14 protein-coding genes are annotated in these 16185 nt (G+C 65.6%); 11 read left to right on the top strand and 3 right to left on the bottom strand.

Annotated features, from left to right (window positions below; genetic code table 11):
• Nucleotides 1–143: 143 nt before the first annotated feature.
• From rpsA to galU, 7 genes are all read left to right on the top strand, one after another.
• Nucleotides 144–1829 (top strand): 30S ribosomal protein S1, encoded by a 1686-nt coding sequence (rpsA, locus tag CKW06_RS10585; protein WP_005409285.1) that lies wholly within the window; start codon nucleotides 144–146, stop codon nucleotides 1827–1829.
• 88 nt (nucleotides 1830–1917) lie between these two features.
• Nucleotides 1918–2223, top strand: coding sequence for an integration host factor subunit beta (locus CKW06_RS10590; protein ID WP_005409286.1), 306 nt, complete (start codon nucleotides 1918–1920; stop codon nucleotides 2221–2223).
• 76 nt (nucleotides 2224–2299) lie between these two features.
• Nucleotides 2300–2584, top strand: coding sequence for a lipopolysaccharide assembly protein LapA domain-containing protein (locus CKW06_RS10595; protein WP_005409287.1), 285 nt, complete (start codon nucleotides 2300–2302; stop codon nucleotides 2582–2584).
• Nucleotides 2585–2590: 6 nt separating this feature from the next.
• Complete coding sequence (gene lapB, locus CKW06_RS10600; protein WP_005409288.1) at nucleotides 2591–3769, top strand: lipopolysaccharide assembly protein LapB; 1179 nt, start codon at nucleotides 2591–2593, stop codon at nucleotides 3767–3769.
• A gap of 3 nt (nucleotides 3770–3772) precedes the next feature.
• Entirely contained in the window at nucleotides 3773–4762 is a 990-nt protein-coding gene (locus tag CKW06_RS10605; RefSeq protein ID WP_024956145.1) for an MraY family glycosyltransferase, read from the top strand.
• 3 nt (nucleotides 4763–4765) lie between these two features.
• Nucleotides 4766–6679 carry a polysaccharide biosynthesis protein gene (locus tag CKW06_RS10610; RefSeq protein WP_005413043.1) on the top strand — a complete coding sequence of 638 codons (1914 nt, stop codon included), beginning with the start codon at nucleotides 4766–4768 and terminating at the stop codon, nucleotides 6677–6679.
• Nucleotides 6676–7554: a UTP--glucose-1-phosphate uridylyltransferase GalU gene (gene galU, locus CKW06_RS10615; RefSeq protein WP_024956143.1), complete on the top strand. Its 879-nt coding sequence runs from the start codon at nucleotides 6676–6678 to the stop codon at nucleotides 7552–7554. The genes CKW06_RS10610 and galU overlap by 4 nt, the downstream gene beginning before the upstream one ends.
• 635 nt (nucleotides 7555–8189) lie before the next feature.
• On the opposite strand, the gene CKW06_RS10620 is transcribed toward galU, so the two are convergent.
• From CKW06_RS10620 to CKW06_RS10630, 3 genes are all read right to left on the bottom strand, one after another.
• Nucleotides 8190–9398, bottom strand: a complete 1209-nt coding sequence (locus CKW06_RS10620) for an acetyl-CoA C-acyltransferase (RefSeq protein WP_005409292.1) — start codon at nucleotides 9396–9398, stop codon at nucleotides 8190–8192.
• 99 nt (nucleotides 9399–9497) lie between these two features.
• Entirely contained in the window at nucleotides 9498–11870 is a 2373-nt protein-coding gene (locus CKW06_RS10625; RefSeq protein ID WP_024956142.1) for a 3-hydroxyacyl-CoA dehydrogenase/enoyl-CoA hydratase family protein, read from the bottom strand.
• Between the two features lie 26 nt (nucleotides 11871–11896).
• A complete protein-coding gene (locus CKW06_RS10630) occupies nucleotides 11897–12562 on the bottom strand; it encodes a TetR/AcrR family transcriptional regulator (protein ID WP_005413120.1) in 666 nt (221 codons plus the stop codon).
• A gap of 313 nt (nucleotides 12563–12875) precedes the next feature.
• Here CKW06_RS10630 and ndk point away from each other — a divergent pair, with 313 nt between their 5' ends.
• From ndk to CKW06_RS10650, 4 genes are read left to right on the top strand one after another with little or no spacing between them, the layout of a single operon-like run.
• Nucleotides 12876–13301: a nucleoside-diphosphate kinase gene (gene ndk, locus CKW06_RS10635; RefSeq protein WP_005409295.1), complete on the top strand. Its 426-nt coding sequence runs from the start codon at nucleotides 12876–12878 to the stop codon at nucleotides 13299–13301.
• Nucleotides 13302–13311: 10 nt separating this feature from the next.
• A complete protein-coding gene (gene rlmN / locus CKW06_RS10640) occupies nucleotides 13312–14517 on the top strand; it encodes a dual-specificity RNA methyltransferase RlmN (RefSeq protein WP_005409296.1) in 1206 nt (401 codons plus the stop codon).
• Nucleotides 14504–15289, top strand: a complete 786-nt coding sequence (locus CKW06_RS10645) for a tetratricopeptide repeat protein (RefSeq protein WP_032963099.1) — start codon at nucleotides 14504–14506, stop codon at nucleotides 15287–15289. Before rlmN ends, CKW06_RS10645 begins: the two co-directional genes overlap by 14 nt.
• Before the next feature lie 18 nt (nucleotides 15290–15307).
• The gene (locus CKW06_RS10650; protein ID WP_005409298.1) at nucleotides 15308–16180 is read left to right on the top strand and encodes a RodZ domain-containing protein; all 873 of its coding nucleotides are present in this window, start codon (nucleotides 15308–15310) and stop codon (nucleotides 16178–16180) included.
• Nucleotides 16181–16185 lie beyond the last annotated feature (5 nt).

Consider the following 16185-nt stretch of genomic DNA (forward strand, 5'->3'; position numbering starts at 1 on the left):
CTGTACCAGCTCCGTCGCGCAATGATGCGTGGCGGTTTTCCTACTACACACGACCTGCGTTTCCGGGGTCGACCAACAGGCGGGCGGTCGCCATTCCCCTGAAGGGGACGCCACCGACCCATGTGTCCAACAGAGTAAATCTAATGACCGAATCATTTGCCGAACTGTTTGAAGCCAGCCAGGCCAATCTGGCCAAGCTGAAGCCGGGCGCCATCGTCAGCGGTACCGTTGTTGAAGTCCGCGGCGACGTCGTGGTGATCAACGCTGGCCTGAAGTCCGAAGGCATCGTGCCGATCGAACAGTTCCGTAACGACGCTGGCGAAATCGACGTCGCCGAAGGCGACATCGTCAAGGTCGCCCTCGACTCGATCGAGAACGGCTTCGGCGAAACCGTCCTGTCGCGCGAGAAGGCCAAGCGCGCGATGGTGTGGGACGAGCTGGAAGAAGCGTTGGAAAAGAACGAAACCATCACCGGCCGCATCAGCGGCAAGGTCAAGGGTGGTTTCACCGTGGACATCAAGGATGTCCGCGCCTTCCTGCCGGGTTCCCTGGTCGATGTGCGCCCGGTGCGCGATCCGGCCTACCTGGAAGGCAAGGAACTCGAGTTCAAGCTCATCAAGCTGGACCGCAAGCGTAACAACGTCGTGGTCTCGCGCCGCGCTGTCGTCGAAAGCGAGCACTCGGAAGAGCGCGAGCAGCTGATGGACAAGCTGCAGGAAGGCGCGATCCTGAAGGGTGTCGTCAAGAACCTGACCGATTACGGCGCGTTCGTGGACCTGGGCGGCATCGACGGCCTGCTGCACATCACCGACATGGCGTGGAAGCGCGTGCGTCACCCGTCGGAAGTCGTGAACGTCGGCGACGAGCTGGACGTCCGCGTGCTGAAGTTCGACCGCGAGCGCAACCGCGTTTCGCTGGGCCTGAAGCAGCTGGGCGAGGATCCGTGGGACAACATCGGCCGTCGTTACCCGGCCAACAGCCGCGTCTTCGGCAAGGTCTCCAACGTCACCGATTACGGTGCGTTCGTTGAGATCGAGCCGGGCGTCGAAGGCCTGGTGCACGTCTCCGAGATGGATTGGACCAACAAGAACGTCAACCCGTCCAAGGTTGTGCAGGTTGGTGATGAAGTCGAAGTGATGGTGCTGGACGTCGATGAAGAGCGTCGCCGTATCTCGCTGGGCATGAAGCAGGTTGCCGCCAATCCGTGGGAAACCTTCGCTGCCACCCACAAGAAGGGTGACAAGGTGTCGGGCCAGATCAAGTCGATCACCGACTTCGGCATCTTCATCGGCCTGGACGGCGGCATCGACGGCCTGGTCCACCTGTCCGACATCAGCTGGAACACCACCGGCGAAGACGTCGTTCGCAACTTCAAGAAGGGCGATACCCTGGACGCCGTCGTCCTGGCCGTCGATCCGGAGCGCGAGCGCATCTCCCTGGGCGTGAAGCAGCTGGAGCAGGATCCGTTCGGCCAGTACATGGCTGCCAATCCGAAGGGCTCCAAGGTCGAAGGCGTGGTGAAGGAAGTCGACGCCAAGGGCGCGATCATCGAGCTGGCTGACGGCATCGAGGGTTACGTTTCGGCTCGCGACATCGCCAACGAGCGCGTTGACGACGCCACCCAGCACCTGAAGGTCGGCGACAAGATCGAAGCCAAGTTCGTGGGCATGGACCGCAAGGGCCGCACCCTGCAGCTGTCGATCAAGGCCAAGGACGACGCGGAAATGCGCGAAGTGCTGGAGGAATACCAGTCCTCTTCGGCTTCCAGCGGCACCACCCAGCTGGGCGCGCTGCTGCGTGCACAGCTGAACGGCAACAAGTCCGAGTAATCGGCCTTACGCTGTTTGTTGTTTCCTGGACGGCCCGGGCTTCTGCCCGGGCCGTTTCAGGCTGAGATGCCCCTGATGTGAGCCGGTAATGACCAAATCCGAACTGATCGAAATCCTTGCGCGCCGCCAGGCGCACCTGAAGGCCGATGATGTCGATCTGGCGGTGAAGTCGTTGCTGGAGATGATGGGCGGATCGCTGTCCGCCGGGGATCGCATCGAAATCCGTGGTTTTGGCAGCTTCTCGCTGCACTATCGTCCGCCGCGCCTGGGTCGCAACCCGAAGACCGGCGAATCGGTTGCCCTGCCGGGCAAGCACGTCCCCCATTTCAAGCCGGGCAAGGAACTGCGCGAGCGGGTCAGCAGTGTGCTGCCGCTGGACGCCGATCCGGCCTGAGCCCCCGTCGCGCCACCGCGTGCGAATCCAGCCGCGGGTCGGATAAGCTACGGACTCCTGCCACTGGAGCTGTCGCATGAAGGTCTTTCGTCTGCTGGTCCTGCTGGCGGTCCTGATTCTTGGGCTGATCATTGGTGCGGTCAACATGACCGCGATGTCGATCAACCTGCTTTTCACTCAATTGCACACCTCGGTGGGCGTGGCGCTGATCGCTGCACTGCTGGTGGGTGTCGTGGTCGGTGCCGGCCTGGTACTGGTGAGCGTGGTCATTCCGCTCTACAGCCAGCTGCGCCGTGCCAACAAGTCCGTGGCGGCAACGCCGGCCGCGGGTGTTTCCCCCCAATCTTTTGATGGACGCTGATCGAAGATGGATTTCGTCACCGAGTGGCTTTGGTTTTTCCTGTTCGTTCCGCTGGCCGCACTGGCCGGGTGGGTGATCGGCCGGCGCGGTGGCCAGCGCCACGGTGACAACCAGGTCAGCCGCCTGTCCAGCACCTACTTCCGTGGCCTGAATTACCTGCTCAACGAGCAGCCGGACAAGGCCATCGAACTGTTCCTGCACATCGCCGAACTGGACAAGGAAACCTTCGAGACCCAGGTCGCGCTGGGCCACCTGTTCCGCCGCCGCGGTGAAGTCGACCGCGCCATCCGCCTGCACCAGGGGCTGGTCAACCGCCACGACCTGAGCGACGCGCAGCGCGTGCAGGCCCTGCTGGCGCTGGGCGAGGACTATATGAAGTCCGGCCTGCTGGACCGTGCAGAAACCGTGTTCACCGAGCTGGCGCAGCTGGACCAGCGCGCCCCGCAGGCGCTCAAGCACCTGATCGGCATCTACCAGGCTGAGCGTGACTGGGAAAAGGCGATCGACAACGCCACCCGTTTCGAAGACGTCACCGGCGAGCCGATGGGCAAGCTGATCGGGCAGTTCGAGTGCGAACTGGCCGAACGTTTCCGCGGCGCCGGCAAGCTGGAAGAGGCGAGGGCAGCGATTGCCCGGGCCTACCAGGCCGATGCGATGTCGGTGCGTGCCGGCATCATTGAGGGTCGCCTGGAAACCGATGCCGGCAATCCGGAAGCGGCCGTGCGCGCCTTCGAGCGCGCCGCGCGCAACGATCCGGAGTACCTGCCGGAGCTGCTGCCGGCGCTGATGCAGAACTATCGCAAGGTGGGCGATCTGGCAGGCGCACGTGCGTTCCTGTCGGAAATGACCGAGCACTACCGTGGCATCGCCCCGGTGCTGGCCCTGACCCGGCTGATGGAAGAGCAGGAGGGCGTGGCTCCGGCCCGAGCCTACCTTGGCCGCCAGCTCAAGGATCGTCCGTCGGTGCGTGGCGAATCGGCGCTGATCGACCTGACCCTGGCCGAGGGCGCCGATTCCACGGCGACCCTGCATGACCTCAAGCACATCACCGACCAGCTGCTGGTGCGCAATCCCGCTTATCGCTGCACCCGTTGCGGGTTCGGTGCACGTACCCACCATTGGCAGTGCCCGAGCTGCAAGGAATGGGGCACGGTCAAGCCACTGCTGAACTACGCGGTGCTCTGATCCATGCCGTGGCTCGTGATGGGCGCGCTGCTGGGGCTGGCCCTGCTGAGTGCGGGCTTGACCTGGGCGGCACGGGGTTATGCCCTGCGCCAGCAACTGCTGGACCAGCCCGGCGAGCGTCGCAGCCATAGCGTGGCAACGCCGCGCGGTGGTGGCATCGCCATCGTCATCAGCCTGCTGGTCACCGCCGGTGCAGCGATGTGGGTCTGGCCTGAATCGACACCGAGCCTGCTGGTGGCCAGCGTGGGCCTGGTGCTGGTGGCGGGCATCGGCTGGTGGGACGACCACCGGCCGTTGCCGGCCATGCGCCGCCTGCTGGTGCACTTCATTGCCGCCGCGCTGCTGGCCGCCCTGGTCAAGGTGCATGGTGGAAGCTGGTTGCTGGCCGGGCTGGTGCTGGTATTCACCGCCTCGTTGATCAACATCTGGAACTTCATGGATGGCATCAACGGTATTGCCGCCAGCCAGGCCATTGTTGTTGCGCTGGGCCTGGCGCCGGTGCTGCCCTGGCCGTATTCGCTGGCCGCGGTGGCGCTGGGCCTGGCCTGCCTGGGCTTCCTGCCGTTCAATTTCCCGCGGGCCCGGATCTTCATGGGTGATGTCGGAAGTGGCGCGCTGGGCTATGCAGTCGCCGTCGTCCTGGCCATCGCTGCGGTGCGTACCGATATCAACTGGATCCTGCTGCTGGTCCCGGCTTCGGCGTTCCTCGTGGACGCGGGCTTCACACTGGCGGCGCGCATCATCTCCGGACAACGCTGGATGGAACCCCATACCCAGCACGTCTACCAGCGGGCGGTGCAGGCAGGAGCCGGCCACGCCCAGGTGACAGGGATGTACTTTGCTTTGGGCCTGTTCAGTATTACAGTGCTTAATGTCTGCTCCAATTTGCAGCCGAGGTGGGAGGCTGTCCTGGCGGTCGCGTGGTTTCTCGCGCTGAGCGTCCTCTGGATCCTCCTGCGCAATGGATTGCGTCACCGACAAGGAAATACCTGACTTATGGCTTCACCCTGGCGGGACAGAATCCTCGGCCTGATGCCGCGTTCGGCCATCGTCTGCCACGACCTGTTCATGGTCTGGGCATGCTGGCAGCTGCTCCACGCCGGGCGGTACTCGATCCTCCCCAACGCGCCCTCGCTTCCGCTCTGGAATGTCGACACCACCCTGGTGCTGCTGCTGCAGGGCCTGGTGTTCTGGCGCGTGGGCCTGTATCGCGGGCTGTGGCGTTTCGCCAGCGTCAGCGACCTGCTGAACATCTTCAAGGCCAGCTTCATCGGCCTGGTCGGCATCGTGCTGGTGCTGATGTGGAAGCGTTTCGACGGCGTGCCGATGTCGGTGCTGGTGATCTATCCGTTCGCGCTGTCGGCGCTGCTGGGCGCGCCGCGCCTGCTGTACCGGGCCTGGAAGGATTACCAGGCACTGCAGTCGGATTCGAGCGCGCGCCGCGTGCTGATCCTCGGTGCCGGGCAAGCCGCCGAAACGCTGGTCCGCGATCTGCGCCGCTCCGGCAACTTCGAACCGGTCGGCCTGCTGGACGACGCACCGCACCTGCGCGGCGCCAAGCTGCAGGGCCTGCCGATCCTGGGCAGCCTCGATGATGCCCCGGCGGTGGTCCGCGAGACTGCGGCCAAGTTGCTGGTGATCGCCATGCCCTCGCTGGATGCCGCAGGCATGCAGCGGGTGGTCGCCATCTGCGAAAGCACCGGCGTGCCGTTCCGCACCGTGCCCAAGCTGAGCGACATCCTGCAGGGGCAGTCGCTGCCCGGCCAACTGAAGGAAGTGGCGATCGAGGACCTGCTCGGCCGCAAGCCGATCACCCCGGACTGGAACCTGATCCGTGGCTGGTTGGGCGGTCGCACCGTGATGGTTACCGGTGCTGGTGGCTCGATCGGTTCGGAGCTGTGCCGCCAGTGCGCGCGCCACGGTGCCGGCCGCATCATCCTGCTGGAGATCAGCGAACTGCTGCTGCTGACCATCGAGGGTGAGCTGCGTCGCAGCTTCCCCGATATCGAGATCGAAGCGGTGCTGGGCGACTGTGGCGATCCTGCGGTGATCCGCCATGCGCTGTCGCTGCATCCGGTCGACACCGCGTTCCATGCCGCAGCGTACAAGCATGTACCGGTGCTGGAACGGCAGCTGCGCGAAGCTGTGCGCAACAACATCCTGGCGACCGAGAACGTGGCCCGCGCCTGCCTGGAAGCGCGCGTCGAGCATTTCGTGTTCATCTCCACCGACAAGGCGGTCGATCCGGTCAACGCGCTGGGTGCCAGCAAGCGCTATGCCGAGATGATCTGCCAGAGCCTTGACCAGAAGTCCACGCACACCCGTTTCGTTACCGTGCGCTTCGGCAACGTGCTGGCCTCGGCCGGCAGCGTGGTGCCGCTGTTCCGCGAGCAGATCCTGCGCGGTGGTCCGGTCACGGTCACCGATCCGGAAGTCACCCGCTACTTCATGACCATCCCCGAGGCCTGCCAGTTGATCCTGCAGGCCGCAGCCTCGGCCTCGCACGGTGCGATCTACACGCTCGACATGGGCGAGCCGGTGCCGATCCGGCTGCTGGCCGAGCAGATGATCCGTCTGGCGGGCAAGCAGCCGTACAAGGATGTGCAGATCATCTATACCGGCCTGCGTCCGGGCGAGAAGCTGCACGAGACGCTGTTCTATTCGGACGAGGACTACCGCGCAACCGCGCATCCGAAGGTCCTCGAGGCCGGCGTGCGCATGTTCTCGCGCGATCTGGTGCTGGGCAACGTCCCGCGCCTGCGCGAGGCGGTGTGCAGCTACGACACCGAAACCATCAAGGAAGTCCTGTTCGCGACGATGCCCGAGTTCTCGCCAATCGAACAGGATGCTTACATTTCATCCGCTAAAGTCGTGCCCTTTCCCGCACGCGAGGCCAACAGGCACCAATGAGCAAGCGAATTCGCAAAGCAGTTTTCCCCGTAGCGGGTTTGGGGACGCGTTTTTTGCCAGCAACCAAGACCGTGCCGAAGGAGATGCTGCCGATCATTGACCGGCCGCTGATCCAGTACGCAGTGGACGAAGCAATCGAGGCCGGCTGTGACACGCTGGTGTTCATCACCAACCGCTACAAGCACGCGGTCGCCGACTACTTCGACAAGGCCTACGAGCTGGAGCAGAAGCTCGAGCGCGCCGGCAAGCAGGAGCAGCTGGAGCTGATCCGTCACGTGCTGCCCAATGGCGTGCGCGCGATCTTCGTGACCCAGGCCGAGGCGCTGGGCCTGGGCCATGCGGTGCTGTGTGCCAAGGCCGTGATCGGTGACGAACCGTTTGCGGTGCTGCTGCCGGACGACCTGATCTGGAACCGCGGCGACGGTGCGCTGAAGCAGATGGCCGATCTCAACGAAGCCAGTGGCGCCAGCGTCATTGCCGTTGAAGATGTGCCGCACGACAAGACCGCCAGTTACGGCATCGTTGCGACCGAGGCCTTTGATGGCCGCAAGGGCCGTATTTCGCAGATCGTGGAGAAGCCGAAGCCGGAGGACGCGCCGAGCGACCTGGCCGTGGTCGGCCGCTACGTGCTGAGCCCGAAGATCTTCGAGCTGCTGGAGCAGACCGGCAGCGGTGCCGGCGGCGAGATCCAGCTGACCGATGCGATCGCGCAGCTGCTGAAGACCGAAGAGGTGGATGCCTACCGTTTCGAGGGCACTCGTTTCGACTGCGGTACGCACCTGGGGCTGGTGGAAGCGACGATCCGCTTCGCGCTGGACAACCCGAAGCTGGCAGGGCCGGCGCGGGAGAAGCTGACGGCGATGTTGGCGGAATAAGGTTTATCAAGCGCTCCGTTCGCGGCGCCTTGATTGATACGTGGTGGGCGGTACGGGTGGGCCTTTGCAGGACACGCCGTAAACCCATCCATGGGGGCTCGATGGCGCCATCCATGGCGCCAACGGTCCTGCAAAGGCCCACCCGTACCGCCTGCTAGGTTTCCTGCGGGCGCGGACGGGAAGGGCGGAATCAAGGGCGGGAGCACAAGCAAAAAAGGCAGCCTATGGCTGCCTTTTTTGATTGTTGGGGTCAGATCCCTTTGCGTAGCAAAGGGCTCTGACCCCAGCTTTTGACCTTGCTTTTGCTAAACCCTCCGCCGCGCGGAATGTTGGGTGGCGCGGGTGGGTGAGGCTGACCGGGACTGTCAGCGGCATGGGCCAGGCGCATGCGCCTGGCGGGTTGGGCAGGACGCCCAACCCCGGCCTTGCTGCGTGCGCAGGATTGCGCACGCTAGCAAGCCGCTGCCAAGCCCCCATGGGTGAGGGCGCTTTGCTTGCGAAGCACTGCTTCGCAAGCGCCCGAACGCACAGCCGCCAGCGGCTGGGCCGGTCTGGGGGTTCACGGCGTGTCCCGGGCAGCCTCACCCACCCGGGCCCCACAGCCAACCAACAATCAGCCGGCAACGCCTTGATCCTTACAGCGCCTCGAAAATACCCGCTGCGCCCATGCCGGTGCCGATGCACATCGTCACCATGCCGTACTTCTGCTGGCGACGACGCAGGCCGTGCAGCAGGGTGGCGGTACGGATCGCGCCGGTCGCACCCAGCGGGTGGCCCAGGGCAATCGCGCCACCCAGCGGGTTGACCTTGCTCGGGTCCAGGCCGCAATCGCGGATCACCGCCAGCGACTGCGCGGCGAACGCTTCGTTCAGTTCAATCCAATCCAGCTGGTCCTGGGTCAGGCCGGCCTGCTTCAGTGCCTTCGGGATCGCAGCGATCGGGCCGATGCCCATCACTTCCGGGCGCACGCCGGCCACCGAGAAACTGACGAAACGGGCAAGCGGGGTCAGGCCGTAGTCCTTGATCGCCTGTTCCGAGGCCAGCAGCACGGCACCGGCGCCGTCGCTCATCTGCGACGAGTTGCCGGCGGTCACAGTGCCGCCGAACTGGCCATTGCGGAACACCGGGCGCAGCTTGGCCAGGCCTTCAGCCGAGGAATCCGGGCGCGGGCCTTCGTCGGTGTCGGCGATCTTGTTGCGGGTGATGATGCGCTGGCCGTCGGCCAGGTCCGGCAGGTGCGAGACGATCTCGTACGGGCTGATCTCGTCCTTGAACTCGCCGTTCTGGATCGCGGCCATGGCCTTCTGGTGCGAGGCGAGGGCGAAGGCGTCCTGGTCTTCGCGCGAGACCTTCCACTCTTCGGCCACCTTCTCGGCAGTGATGCCCATGCCGTAGGCGATGGCCACGTGGTCGTTGTCGAACACGCTCGGCGCCATCGCGATCTTGTTGCCCATCATCGGCACCATCGACATCGACTCGGTGCCGCCGGCCAGCATCAGGTCGGCATTGCCCAGGCGGATCGCGTCGGCGGCCTGCGCCACGGCCTGCAGGCCGGAGGAGCAGAAGCGGTTCACGGTCTGTGCGGCGATGGTGTTGGGCAGGCCGGCCAGCAGCACGCCGATGCGCGCCACGTTCATGCCCTGCTCGGCTTCCGGCATGGCGCAGCCGATGATCGCGTCATCGATGCGGTTGACGTCCACGCCCGGGGCCTGGGCGACGACGCTGCGCAGCACGTGCGCAAGCATGTCGTCGGGGCGGGTGTTGCGGAACATGCCCTTGGGCGCCTTGCCGACCGGGGTGCGGGTGGCGGCGACGATGTAGGCGTCCTGGATTTGCTTGGTCATTGCAGTGATCTCTCGAATTTTTTAGCCGGGGTGCCGACCAACGGTCGGCACCCACCAGAGGCAGAGGAGTGCCAACCAGGGGTCGGCACCCGCCATCAATCAGTTGCGCAGCGGCTTGCCGGTCTTCAGCATGTGCGCGATGCGGGCCTGGGTCTTTTCCTGCTGGGCCAGTTCGACGAAGTGCTTGCGCTCCAGGGTCAGCAGCCACTCTTCGTCCACCAGGGTGCCGCGGTCGACCTTGCCACCGCACAGCACGGTGGCGATGCGTTCGGCGATCTCGTAGTCGTACGGGCTGATGAAACGGCCTTCCAGCATGTTGACCAGCATCATCTTGAAGGTGGCGATGCCCACGTCACCGGCCACCTGGATGCGGCGTGCCGGCAGCGGCGGACGGTAGCCCGCTTCGGCCAGTGCACGGGCTTCGGCCTTGGCGATGTGCAGGGCCTCGTAGCTGTTGAACACCACCTTGTCGGTACTGCGCAGCAGGCCCAGTTCCTTGGCGTTGACCGCCGAGTTGGACACCTTGGCCATCGCCACGGTCTCGAAGGTCTTCTTCAGTTCGGCGAACACGTCACCGCCCGGGCCCGCGGCCTGCGAGGCACGCACGGCCAGTTCCTTCAGGCCGCCACCGGCTGGCAGCAGGCCGACACCGGCCTCGACCAGGCCGATGTAGCTTTCCAGGAAGGCCACGGTCTTGGCGCTGTGCATCTGGAACTCGCAGCCGCCACCCAGGGCCAGGCCACGCACCGCAGCCACCACCGGCACCAGCGAGTACTTGATGCGCTGGCTGGTGCGCTGGAAGTTGGCGACCATCTCCTCGAACTGGTCGACCTTGCCGGCCTGCAGCAGGCCGAGTGCACCGGCCAGGTCGGCACCGGCGGAGAAGGGTTCCTTCTGCTGCCAGATCACCAGGCCCTGGAAGTCCTTCTCGGCGCGGCTCACGCATTCCTGCAGGCCGTCCAGTACCTGGTCGGACACGGTGTTCATCTTGGTCTTGAAGCTGACCACGGCGATGCCATCACCGTCGTGCCACATGCGCAGACCGTCGTTCTCGAACACGGTCTCGCCCGGCGCGAACTTCTCGCCCAGCAGCGGGTCCGGGAAGCGCTGGCGCTGGTACACCGGCAGCGACGAGCGCGGCAGCTTGGCGTTGCGCGACGGGCTGTAGCTGCCCTCGGCGGCGTGCACGCCGTCGCGGCCGTCGAAGACCCAATCCGGCAGCGGGGCATTGCTCATGCTCTTGCCGGCGACGATGTCATCGGCGATCCACTGCGCGACCTGCTTCCAGCCGGCGGCCTGCCAGGTTTCGAACGGGCCCAGCGACCAGCCGTAGCCCCAGCGGATGGCCAGGTCGACATCGCGCGCGGTCTCGGCAATGTCGGCCAGGTGGTAGGCGCTGTAGTGGAACAGGTCGCGGAAGGTCGCCCACAGGAACTGCGCCTGCGGATGCTGGCTCTCGCGCAGCTTGGCGAACTTCTCGGCCGGGTTCTTGATCTTCAGGATCTCGACCACTTCCGGTGCGGCAGTGCGGTCGGCCGGGCGGTAGTCCTGCTTCTCCAGGTCCAGCACGACGATGTCCTTGCCGACCTTGCGGAAGATGCCGGCGCCGGTCTTCTGGCCCAGCGCGCCCTTGGAAATCAGCGCGTCCAGCCACTTCGGCGACTTGAAGAATTCATGCCACGGGTCATTCGGCAGGGTGTCGCCCATGGTCTTGATGACGTGGGCCATGGTGTCCAGGCCGACCACGTCGGAGGTGCGGTAGGTGGCCGACTTCGGGCGGCCGACCAGCGGGCCGGTCAGGCCGTCCACTTCATCGAAGCCCAGGCCGAACTGCTGGGTGTGGTGGATGGTGGACAGGATCGAGAACACGCCGATGCGGTTGCCGATGAAGTTCGGGGTGTCCTTGGCGTACACCACGCCCTTGCCCAGGGTGGTGACCAGGAATGCTTCCAGTCCTTCCAGCACGGCGGCATCGGTGGTGCTGGCCGGGATCAGCTCGGCCAGGTGCATGTAGCGCGGCGGGTTGAAGAAGTGCACGCCGCAGAAGCGGTGGCGCAGCTGCTCGGGCAGCACGTCGGCCAGCTTGTTGATGCCCAGGCCCGAGGTGTTGGAGGCCAGCACCGCGTGGTCGGCCACGAACGGGGCGATCTTCTTGTACAGGTCCTGCTTCCAGTCCATGCGCTCGGCGATGGCCTCGATGATCAGGTCGCAGTCCTTCAGCTGCTCCAGGCCGGACTCGTAGTTGGCCGGGGTGATGGCTTCGGCCAGCGACTTGCTGGCCAGCGGCGCCGGGCTCAGCTTGCCCAGGTTGGCGATCGCCTTCAGCACGATGCCGTCGGCCGGACCTTCCTTGGCAGGCAGGTCGAACAGCACGGTGTCGACGCCAGCGTTGGTGAGGTGGGCGGCGATCTGGGCACCCATGACGCCGGCACCCAGCACGGCGGCGCGGCGGACTAGCAGGGAATTGGACATGGTGTAGGGCCTTTGTTGGTCAGCAGTTACTGGGTGGAATCAAGGGAAGCGGGCAGGGCGCTGGCGCGTGCGGCGGCGCGGAACCCGGCTTCGGCGAAATGGATCAGTTCGTGGGCGGCATGGGCACGATGCGCCGCTTCGGTGACACCGGCGGGACGCTTGATCAGCCCGAAGTCGGCCATCGCATAGGTCAGCGAGCCGGCCAGGAAGTCGAGGCGCCAGTACAGCTCCTCCTTGCTCAGGTCCGGCACGCACTCGCCGATGGCCTTGCCGAACGCACGCAGCACGTGGCCGTAGTGGTCGGACAGGAACTTGCGCAGGTTGTCGTTCTTCTCGGCGTAGGCGCGGGCGATCACGCGCACGAAGGCGCCGCCGTTCTGGCGGTCCTGGGCCAGCGCCAGGGCCGGCTCGACGAAGGCAGCCAGCACCGGGCGCAGTTCACCCGGGTGCTCGGCGCGGGCGCGCTCGAGCTGCGACAGGCGGGCACCGGTCATCTCGTCCATGCGGCGGCGGAACACCTCGTTGACCAGGTTTTCCTTGGAGCCGAAGTGGTAGTTGACCGCGGCGATGTTGACGTCGGCCTGGCTGGTCACCTGGCGCAGCGAGGTGCCGGCGAAGCCGTGCTGGGCGAACAGCTCCTCGGCCGCGCCGAGGATCCGGTCCTTGGTCGAGAAGTGGGCGGGCTTGGCCATCGGTGGGCGGACCTTAATCAAACGATTGTTTGATACTAGGACCAGACGGTACCGTATGGCATTTTGCAGTGCAGCAAAATCGGCCGGTCCGGTCAGATTTCACTCAGGTCGGTGAATGGGGTAGTGCCGGCCGCTGGCCGGCAGCTCCTAGGTTGAATGGCGCCCAATGCCGGCCAGCGGCCGGCACTACCATGCCGCCGCTTTATCTTTTACAATTCGCCTACGTTTATCAGGCTAAGCCCGCGTCCCGACGCGGGTTTTTTTCATGTTACCCTTCGGGCCATCAGCGGCCCGATTCCATTGGAGACATCCCATGGCGCTGGAGCGCACCCTTTCGATCATCAAGCCGGACGCCGTTGCCAAGAACGTCATCGGCGAAATCTACGCCCGCTTCGAGAAGGCCGGCCTGAAGGTCGTGGCCGCCAAGTACAAGCAGCTGTCGCGTCGTGAAGCCGAAGGCTTCTACGCCGTGCACCGCGAGCGTCCGTTCTTCAACGCGCTGGTCGAGTTCATGATCTCCGGCCCGGTGATGATCCAGGCCCTGGAAGGCGAGAACGCCGTCCTGGCCCACCGCGACCTGCTGGGCGCCACCAACCCGAAGGAAGCCGCGCCGGGCACCATCCGCGCCGACTTCGCCGAATCCATCGATGCCAACGCCGCCCACGGCTCGGACTCGGTCGAGAATGCCGCGATTGAAATCGCCTACTTCTTCGCCGCCACCGAAGTCGTTTCGCGCTGAGAGTAATGCCGTGAACGAGGTCGTACAGTCCCCCGCCATCCAGCCGCTGCCGAAGTCGGCACCCACGGCTGGCAAGCAGAACCTGCTCGACCTCGATCGCGCGGGCCTGGAGAAGTTCTTCGTCGAGGTTCTCGGCGAAAAGAAGTTCCGTGCCCATCAGGTGATGAAGTGGATCCACCATCGCTACGTCACCGACTTCGATGAAATGACCGACCTCGGCAAGGTCCTGCGCGCCAAGCTGCAGGCCCATGCCGAGGTGCTGGTTCCCAACATCGTGTTCGACAAGCCCTCCGCCGACGGCACCCACAAGTGGCTGCTGGCGATGGGCGTGGATGGCAAGAACGCCATCGAGACCGTGTACATCCCGGACAAGACCCGCGGCACGCTGTGCGTGTCCTCGCAGGTCGGTTGCGGCCTGAACTGCACGTTCTGCTCCACTGCTACCCAGGGCTTCAACCGCAACCTGACCACCGCCGAGATCATCGGCCAGGTGTGGGTTGCCGCGCGCCACCTGGGCAACGTCCCGCACCAGATGCGCCGCCTCACCAACGTGGTGATGATGGGCATGGGCGAGCCGCTGATGAATTTCGACAACGTCGTGCGCGCCATGAGCGTGATGCGCGACGACCTGGGCTACGGCCTGGCCAACAAGCGCGTGACCCTGTCGACCTCCGGCCTGGTGCCGCAGATCGACCGCCTGTCTGCCGAAAGCGACGTGTCGCTGGCGGTGTCGCTGCATGCGCCGAACGACGCGCTGCGCGAGACCCTGGTGCCGCTCAACAAGAAGTACCCGATCGCCGAGCTGATGGCCTCGTGCGCACGCTACCTGCGCGCCAACAAGCGCCGCGAATCGGTCACCTTCGAATACACCCTGATGAAGGGCATCAACGACAAGCCCGAGCATGCCCGCGAGCTGGCCCGCCTGATGCGCCAGTTCGACAACGCGGTGCAGGCCAAGGATTCGGGCAAGGTCAACCTGATCCCCTTCAACCCGTTCCCGGGTACCCGCTACGAGCGTTCGGAAGAGGCTCACATCCGCGCCTTCCAGAAGATCCTGCTCGACAGCAACGTGCTGACCATGGTCCGCCGTACCCGTGGCGACGACATCGACGCCGCCTGTGGCCAGCTCAAGGGCCAGGTGATGGACCGCACCCGCCGCCAGGCGGAGTTCAACAAGACGCTGCAGGCGGGGAAGGGGAGCGATGCCGCGGCCTGACCGCCTCTGGCTGGTTCTGCTCGCAGGCACGCTGGCCCTCGCGGTCGGCGGCTGCAAATCCCATCCCAAGGCCAAGCTTGGCCCGAGCGAGGCGCCGGTCTACTCCGTCCGTGATCCGGAAGGGGTGCGGCAGCAGGTGCGCTGGCAGGAGTTGCTGACCCTGGCCGGCCGCGACATCCAGGGCGGCAATCTCGATGCTGCCGAGCGCAAGGCGCGCGAAGCCCAGAAGCTGGTGCCGACGGCCCCCGACGGCCTGGTCCTGCTTGCGGGCATCGACGAGCGTCGCGGTCGCAGCCAGCAGGCCGGCGAGAACTTCCGCAAGGCTGCCGAGCTGGCGCCGCAACGTGGCGACGTGCTCAACAACTATGGTGCCTGGCTGTGCCAGCAGGGCCAGGCGGCCGAATCGCTGGTGTGGTTCGATCATGCCCAGCGGGCGCCGGGCAATCCCGCCGTCGCCGAAGCGCAGTCCAATGCCGGCAGCTGTGCGCTGGATGCAGGCCAGTTCGAGCGTGCCGAGCGCGACCTGCGCGCGGCGCTGTCGGCGCTGCCGGGAAACCCGGTCGCGCTGGAGGCCATGGCCCAGCTCAGCTTCCGCCAGGGCCGCTACATGGAGGCCCGGGCCTTCGCCGAACGTAGGATTGCGGCTGCACCCGCAACGCGTTCCGTGTTACAACTTGCGTCTCAAATCGAAGCGCGGCTGGGTGATCGGGCGGCATCTGACCGCTATCTTCAGCGCATTCGACAGGAATTTCCGCAGGAAGCGGGCTCCTAACTCCAGGGTTGATGCATTGTGATTGATGACCAGACTGTGAGCGCTCTCGAGACTGCGGCCGGCTGCGGCACCCGCCTGCGCCAGGCCCGTGAAGCGGCCGGACTGACCCTTGAGGATGTCGGCTCGCGCCTGCGCATGCCGGTCCAGGTGGTCAGGTCGCTGGAGGAAGAGCAGTGGCAGAAGCTGGGCGCGCCCGTCTTCGTGCGCGGCCAGTTGCGCAGCTACGCGCGCCTGCTCGACGTCGATGTGAGCCAACTGCTGGAGCAGGCCCAGGTGGGTCCTGTCGTGCCGCCCACCCTGGTCAGCCATACCCATACCCCGCGTGCGCGCCGCATTGCCGAGAATCTCGGCCGGCGCGTGCTGTACGTCGGCATCACCGCCGTGCTGGCCGTGCCGGTGTGGTTCGCCACCCGCGGCCATTTCGATGGCAGCGCCACGCCGTCGCCGAACACGGCCTCGCTGGACGCGATCCCGGCCGCTGTGCCGGTAGCTCCGTCCGCTGCGGGTGTCGAGCCGGCAGCCCCGGCTGAAGTCGCGAGCGCCCCGGCCAGCAAGCCGGCCGCAACCCCGTATGTCGCTTCGCTGTCCCCGGTGCCGCGTTCGGCACCCGCTGCGCCCGCAGCCGCCAATACGCTGGAGATGCAGTTCAGCGGCGACAGCTGGGTCGATATCGGTGGTCCGGACGGCGCCACGGTCGAAAAGGCGCTGATCAAGTCCGGCGAGAGCCGCAGCTTCACGCCGGGCCAGGTGACCCGGGTGACCCTGGGCAACGCCTCGGCGGTCCAGGTTCAGCAGAACGGCGCTATCGTCGATCTGACCCCCTACCAGCGAGCCAACGTGGCACGCTTTCAGGTATCCTCTGAAGGCTCCGTAGTCCCGGTTTCGCACTGAGGCGC

Source organism: Stenotrophomonas maltophilia, assembly GCF_900186865.1.
In the GTDB taxonomy this organism is placed as follows: domain Bacteria; phylum Pseudomonadota; class Gammaproteobacteria; order Xanthomonadales; family Xanthomonadaceae; genus Stenotrophomonas; species Stenotrophomonas maltophilia.